We start from the raw sequence: 7,277 nt of genomic DNA, 5'->3' as shown, positions 1-7,277 counted from the left end.
GTTATAAACCTCGGCTTTCACTGCCCCGGTCAGGACTCGAAACCTGTATTTTGGCACCCAAACTATATGATATTGGCAATGCCAAATGACATGCGTTAACTTTTCAAATCTACTCATGTTACTTCCTATCTCTAGTAGTTGTGGGGACAACTCAGAGATAAGGAGTAGCATGGGTAGTTCATGGCAGGCGAAGCCAACCATTCATGACCACGTCCATAGGACGTGGGTTTTCACGATGCACTAAACCATAATCATGATGAGTACTGACTACAAGCTGGTGCATATCAACCCGGATCACTATCTTCAGACGGAACAGGGCAGGCTCTGGACACCTGAGAGGAGCCAGATGGCTTGGGAAAAAGCATACTCGGACTTCGAGCACATTTTGGCTGAACAAAAAGGTCACACCGTAGCTTATATTGTGTTTGGCGTTCAGGGAGCTGGTAAATCCACCTGGATCAGTCAACACAAACCAGAACAGAGCAGCATTTATTTTGATGCGGCTCTCCCAGCCAAAAAGCACCGCATCCGGGTGCTCAGTATTGCCAGAAAATACTCTGCTCATGTTGTAGCCGTCTGGATCAAAACATCACTTGAGCAGGCTATGACTCAGAACAAGCAGCGCAAAGATGACGAGATAGTGCCAGAACAAGCGGTGCACAGCGTCTTTGAACAGCTTGAAGCCCCTGAACCATCTGAAGGGTTTGATGAAATACTGATTGTTGAGAAAAGTCCGGGCCAAAAACTGATATGAACTACTTTGCCTATGGTTCCAATATGTCCCTGGCACGCCTGAAGAATCGAGTACCTTCAGCCCAAAGACAAGGTGCGTATTTTCTTGAAGCCCATGACCTGCGTTTTCATAAGGCCAGTAAAGATGGGTCTGGCAAGTGCGACGCTTTTTTTACCGGCGACCATAGTCGTGTCTATGGCTGCCTCTTTGATATTGATCCCGAAGAGAAACACCTGCTTGATCACTATGAAGGACTCGGCGTGGGTTACACTGAGAAGCAGGTTCAGCTCATCAATTCTGAGCAAACGACAGTATCTGCCTTTACGTACATTGCACTGGAGATCGACCCGTCATTACTGCCATACGACTGGTATCTGCAACACGTATTGATTGGAGCAGCAGAGTCTCAACTGCCGGAAAGCTATATCAAACAACTACAGAAAATAAAAACGGTACCGGACCCAGTGATAGAACGAGCTCAAAAAGAACGAGCGATTCACAGACAGGTGTTTTAATTCTTCGTAAAATAAACACTCTTTGCGGCTGAATAAAAATAATAATGCTAAAAAAATTCATCCCTGCCCTGCTCCTGCTGACAGGTTGCACAGCAAACCCTCCTTCCCAACATTCTGTTGACTGTAACAGGCTTGAGCCTTTCACCCTCAGTGATTATACCCGCACACTAGCCAGTGCTGACATTGAAAACCTGCCTATGCCAAAACGTCTTTATATGCCGGATTACCCGAAGCTATTGCTTCAAAAAGGTGTTGAAGGTCAGGCTACCGTTCAATACGAGGTACTGGAAAGTGGCAGAGTCGAGAATATTCAGGTGGTTTCCAGCTCCAACCAGCAATTCGCTACCAGCTTTAAGCAGGCTGTCACCTGCTGGAGCTTCGAACCGGCTCATCAAGTCTCTACCCTTCAGCAAACTTTTTTCTGGCAGCTGGAAGGCTGATTCCAGCTCGAAGCTGCTGCTCTGCTAGTATTTAAAAGCACCTTATTAACCGGCCTCAGTCGGTCACCGGATACTGGCAGAATAATATGAATCCACTGGCCTTCATTGCAATCAGACTGTTTGCTCTTTACCTGATAGTAATAGGACTAAAGTCCCTACCTCTGATTATTCACGCAACCGATGCTTCTGCGGAGAATGACAACCGACTCTTCCTGTACCTGCAGATGCTGGATATTGTCATCACGATTGGTGCCGGTTTGCTGATCTGGAGCTTTTCCATGGCTCTGTCAAAAATGCTTTTTCCCTTTCATTCTGAAATTCAGGTGAATGTATCCAGTCAGGAGATTCTGAGAGCTGCTGTTTTTGTGATTGGCTTTTACTTCTTTATTGCAGCGTTGAATGGATTTTATCTTGCCTGGATAAACTATCTGGCGGTCCCTGAGTTAATGAACAGTAGCACTCAGACACAAAGCCTGGTGTCACTGTTTATCCAGTTGTTTATCAGTCTGGTGGTCATGCTCGGTTGCAACGGAGTGTGCAGCATTTACCGTAAAGTCCAGCATCTGGGAAAACAATAGCCTGAGTAACGCCAGTGAGTATGACGTCTAGCAATTCGTACTCATGTACAGATCCCATCGACACTCGCATCCTTGCTCAACTCCATTCCTGAGGAGATGAACTTTAGCTCACCTCTACACTCTACTCATCATTAAACCGATTGTTGATCGATGAGTTATGAATTTAACAAGAGTGAGGCGACTGCTTGTTTCTGGCCTTTTATGTCTTCTAACCTGTCTAGACGGCAGTGCTTCAGAGGAATATGCCACAGTTAATCCTGTTGTTGCAGGTCTGTCTCAACATCAGTTGCTGAGCACTTCGAAGCATACTTACATTGTTGATCTCCCGAAAGAATACAGCTTTTATGAGCTAATCTTCCAAATCCCTGCCAGGGCTACAGCTTCAGTAGTGCAGCTCTCTTTTCCTCTTTGGTATGCCGCATTTACGGGGTTACTCGCCCGTCAGTTCCCAAGCTTTCTTCCCTTACTTCACAGCACCCTGATACCGATGACTCAACTTCACAGAGGTTGGATATACAGCGCGATGGTAAATGGCGTCATTGAAAGCGACCTGGTGAAAGTGCCTCAGGAATATTTAAACAGACAACTCAGACCTGACATTTCCCTGCCCACAAAAGGTCTGTATCCCGTTTTCCTGGAGGATTCCTGGCTGGCCCGACATTTCAGGATGACGGTATCAACCTACTATTTCCAGAAACCTGTGCTCAGAATTGAACGCTTACCTGCAACGCTGACACCTGCAAATCATGTCTGGGACGACCTTTATCAAACCCTTGAAAAGTACAGGATTGATACCCTCAATATTACCATCAGTCACGATGATCCTTATGAACCCGTGTTGAAGGTACGATGGCCCCACCAGAAAACCGAAGACGCATTAAGCGTTCCTGTAGTAACAGAACAACCTTACTGCTGGGTGATAGAAGTTTTAGACGATGACTGTCAGCAGACTAATGCCGCTTTTTATTCACTGTTTCAGCCCAAAGTTCTGAACCTCTTGCTACAACATCTGAAGTGTTACCTTGAACAGCAGGAATCCCTGGACTCCTGTCTGTTGGCCATCGCCTCAGGGCCTATTCGTCCTTCAACGTCTGCCGGCTCTGGCTATCATCAGGTGCTTGACCTCGGACAACATTCATCCGCTCATTGGCTGACCTGGACCAGAACCCGCCAACCCTCTGACTGGGCTGGTATTCTGCTGCTGGCAAAAGCCGATAACGAACCCACCTATTTATATCAGCTGGCTCAAAGTGATGACGCTGAGCAACAGTTTCAGATTAAATCGTCCCAGAGATACATAGGTCCCAACCATGTCGATCAGCTGTTCAACGGCATTCAGCTGGTTGTCAATAAAGCGGCTTTCTCACAGCTAGATAACTGGGTTTCTAATATTATCAGCAGGCGTTATCCCAATCCTGTAAACACTGTTCAGCCAGCAGATCCCATAGAACCTGCTCCAGCTGAAAATCCTGTAGCCAATGCTATGGAAGCATCTCTTTCTTCTGACACCGGCATCAGTGCAGTCTCTGTAAAAGGCGAATCATCACTGACTCTTTCTCACAAAAGCTTCCGGGATACTCCAAGAATTGAACTGCTATTATCACACGGCTATGGACGTTTTCATGGCCTGTCCTATTACCAGAGAGTGGAGTCTTCATCTCTTGCAAAATTGAAAAACGACCTGACTGGAAGCCCTGATATCCAACAAATGATGACTCTTGCAAAAGGTTATCTATTGGAAAAATTCGCCTGGCGGGAATCACTTAGTAGATCCGAACAGCAGACTGTTAAAAAACTAGTGACAGTACTGGATGAAATTGCCCAGACCAAAGGGGATGAGGCCAGACGAGCAGTATTTCACGCCATGATGATTGAACCACGCAGTCAATATCTTATAGAAGCCGCCATACATCACGAGCAGTCATTAATGGATGAAGCCATCGATATTCTCCGTCATAAGCTGCTGTCTGATCATCATCCTGGTCAAAAGCTGTTAACGACCTACCACTATCTTCCTCAGACAGCCCCTATTAATTACATCTGGGTGGGCAGTCTGCTTCCTGACCGCTACCTGAAAAACATCGAAGAGGTCGCTCAAGCTCATCCAACAAGAAAGATAATTCTATGGAAAGATCGCTCCTTGCTTTCTGATGGGCACAATCTCATGATGGCCGAGCTACCTAATCTCAAGACCTTCTCACCCCATCAGTTGCTGGTGATGGATATTAACGATGTTCCTTTTCACCAGGCTATCCCTGCCCTGGCTCAACAGTTTCAGGAAGCCCTGGCATTTGTTCGCAGGGAACGATTCTTTTCGATATACAGTAATATGATCCGCACAGCCCTGATGATTCTGGGTCCCGAGGTCATTGTACAAAACAGTCGGACAACCGATTTGAATTCTCCGGGTGAGATGGAAGGTATGATCTATGTGGATACAGATATTCCAGTAGAAACACTGCCCTATGACTTTTCCAGCCTGAAGACCCCTCTCGGTATAGCCCTTGAGAATCAGAACAATGACCGTATGGCTGTCGCCCATGATCACCACCCGGTCATGATCAAATATCTGGAGCAGCAACTTGAAAGAATGAATACGGCCCTGACACAAGAGTCGCTTTCGTCCATAAAATGCCAATACCGTAATATGCAGGGTAAGTACGATTGCCAGCGTATACGGAGTCAGTTACTGGACCAGGTCATTGTCTCTGCAGGTCCACCGGTTCTGAGACACTCCATCAATCTTCTGGCTGGGCTGGATACCTACAAACACTATCGCAATGATCTTCTCAGTCGACTGGCTACCCGGCAGCTGAATGAATACTTTGCCCAGACCCTGCTTTCTACCTTTACCTGTGATGCCCTGCACTGTGATATCAGCTGGCTGGAGCCCGACTCCGCGCCTTTATTTACTGCTACCTGGAGCCCGGAAATACTGCCAGAAAAACTTGGATTCAGGTCCTGGTACTGGTTCCAGATCCGGTCAATAGCCGTTAATACTTTCCGGACGTCAGAGTCGGGCAGTGACAGGGGAAGTATGAACAAAGCCCTAAGAAAGCAGATGCTGAAAACACGATCCAGACCTGAATATCTGGAGTTGATCAGAGAAAAAACTGTTGACGTTTATGGACAGATGAAACGGAGTTTTGCAAAAGAGCGAGTGCCCTTTGCCTTCACCAGAGGCCACTCGCCTCTATTGACTGACCACTCCACTGACGCCAGTACCTATTCAAATTCATGCCCTGAATGCATGATTCTGGAACAGCTTCCTGAACAACTGAATCCGGATCCTGTCACGGTAATAGAGTTTTACAGGGTGCTTTATCAGTTTGAAGAAACAGCGGAAATCGCAGAGCAGGCTCTGCTTCAACTATTGAAGTTTTGAGAGTGGACTGGAAAGTGGCATCGACGATGATCACCACTTTCCAGAAAGATCAGGCTGTTCCGCCTACGGTAATTTCATCAATCTTAAGCGTGGGCTGACCTACACCAACGGGTACAGACTGGCCATCTTTGCCACAGACACCAATGCCCGGATCCAGTTCCAGGTCATTGCCGACCATAGAGACCTGATTCATAACATCAGGCCCGTTACCGATCAGGGTTGCACCTTTGACGGGAGTCGTGACCTTGCCATTCTCAATCAGGTAAGCCTCGCTGGTAGAGAATACGAACTTGCCAGATGTGATGTCCACCTGACCGCCTCCCATATTGGTGACATAGATCCCTTTATCGACACTGGCAATAATTTCGCCCGGATCGCTCTTGCCAGCCAGCATGTAAGTATTGGTCATACGAGGCATAGGCAGGTGAGAATAAGACTCTCGACGTCCATTACCGGTGGGAGCAACCCCCATCAGACGAGCATTATGCTTGTCCTGCATGTAGCCTTTGAGAATACCGTTCTCAATCAGAACCGTTGATTCAGTAGGCACCCCTTCGTCGTCCATATTCAGAGAACCACGGCGACCTGTCAGCGTACCGTCATCCACAACAGTACACAGAGGCGAAGCGACTCTCTCACCAATACGTCCCGCGTAAGATGAGCTGCCTTTACGGTTAAAGTCCCCTTCCAGACCATGACCCACGGCTTCATGGAGCAGAACGCCTGACCAGCCGGGGGCTAATACAACGGGCATTGCACCCGCTGGCGCGGCACCAGCTTCCAGATTGACCAGAGCTTGTCGCACCGCTTCACGGGCGTAACTTAAACCTTTATCGTTCTGGATAAACTGCAGATAATCACTGCGACCACCGCCACCGGCAGAACCCCGCTCAATACGGCCATCCTTTTCAGCAATTACACTGACGCTCATCCGCACCAGCGGACGAATATCCGCTGCAAGTGTTCCGTCAGATGCAGCCACCAGAACGACCTCGTGAACCCCTGCAAGGCTGACATTGACCTGTTTGACCCGTGGATCGGTTTTTCTGGCTTCCTGATCAACCGCTTTGAGCAGAGCCACCTTATCTTCACGGCTCATGGAGTCCAAAGGATTTTCTGTCCCATATAGAGCCAGTGGTTGACTGCGACCCCAGGCCTGAATCTGTTGATCCTGTCCCAACCTGGCAATACTGCGTGCAGCGCCTGCAGCCTGTTCAAGAGCCGGTAAAATAATTTCATTGGAATAGGCAAAGCCGGTTTTTTCGCCGCTGATGGCCCGTACTCCGACCCCCCGGTCGACATTAAAGCTGCCTTCTTTGATAATGCTGTCTTCCAACGCCCAGGCCTCATGGCGTGTGGACTGAAAATAGAGATCAGCCGCATCGACCGAGTGCCCGAGAATACTGTCGAGAACCCTGCCCAGCTCGTTGTCACCGATATTTGCCGGCGCCAGCAAATGATTTCGCGCCTGTGTAAGAATGTCGGTCATATATTATTCAGGCCTTTGCTATTTTCCAGAGCCTGCATCCTGTAAAGGTTTGCAGACTTACATCTCGGGAACGGCAACCCATACATTCCGTATACTTTAAAAAAGGTTGCCTTGTATTAGAATTGTCACACCTCTGG

At 47.9% G+C, this 7,277-nt stretch carries 7 protein-coding genes; 5 read left to right on the top strand and 2 right to left on the bottom strand.

Translation table 11 applies throughout. The annotated features are described in order from the left end of the window. Positions 1-117: transposase (locus tag WG89_RS29440; RefSeq protein ID WP_172806846.1), on the bottom strand; the 117-nt coding region annotated here is incomplete at its 3' end. Between the two features lie 136 nt (positions 118-253). On the opposite strand from WG89_RS29440, the gene WG89_RS17755 reads away from it, so the two are divergent. From WG89_RS17755 to WG89_RS17735, 5 genes are all read left to right on the top strand, one after another. Then, positions 254-754: an AAA family ATPase gene (locus WG89_RS17755; RefSeq protein ID WP_062268469.1), complete on the top strand. Its 501-nt coding sequence runs from the start codon at positions 254-256 to the stop codon at positions 752-754. Further along, on the top strand, positions 751-1,248 hold the full coding sequence (locus WG89_RS17750; protein WP_062268468.1) for a gamma-glutamylcyclotransferase family protein: 498 nt from the start codon (positions 751-753) through the stop codon (positions 1,246-1,248). The genes WG89_RS17755 and WG89_RS17750 overlap by 4 nt, the downstream gene beginning before the upstream one ends. 44 nt (positions 1,249-1,292) lie before the next feature. Further along, entirely contained in the window at positions 1,293-1,688 is a 396-nt protein-coding gene (locus WG89_RS17745; RefSeq protein ID WP_062268467.1) for a TonB family protein, read from the top strand. Positions 1,689-1,774: 86 nt separating this feature from the next. Beyond that, a complete protein-coding gene (locus WG89_RS17740; RefSeq protein ID WP_062268466.1) occupies positions 1,775-2,266 on the top strand; it encodes a hypothetical protein in 492 nt (163 codons plus the stop codon). A 487-nt stretch (positions 2,267-2,753) separates the two neighbouring features. After that, complete coding sequence (locus tag WG89_RS17735; protein ID WP_153301661.1) at positions 2,754-5,651, top strand: hypothetical protein; 2,898 nt, start codon at positions 2,754-2,756, stop codon at positions 5,649-5,651. 49 nt (positions 5,652-5,700) lie between these two features. Here WG89_RS17735 and tldD read toward each other — a convergent pair whose 3' ends face one another. Then, complete coding sequence (tldD, locus tag WG89_RS17730; protein WP_062268464.1) at positions 5,701-7,140, bottom strand: metalloprotease TldD; 1,440 nt, start codon at positions 7,138-7,140, stop codon at positions 5,701-5,703. Between the last annotated feature and the right edge of the window lie 137 nt (positions 7,141-7,277).

Origin of the sequence: Endozoicomonas arenosclerae (assembly GCF_001562015.1) — a bacterium.
GTDB classification, from domain to species: Bacteria; Pseudomonadota; Gammaproteobacteria; order Pseudomonadales; family Endozoicomonadaceae; genus Endozoicomonas_A; species Endozoicomonas_A arenosclerae.
Note: the sequence above shows the minus strand (reverse complement) of the source record. Positions and strands in the feature narration are given on the sequence as shown.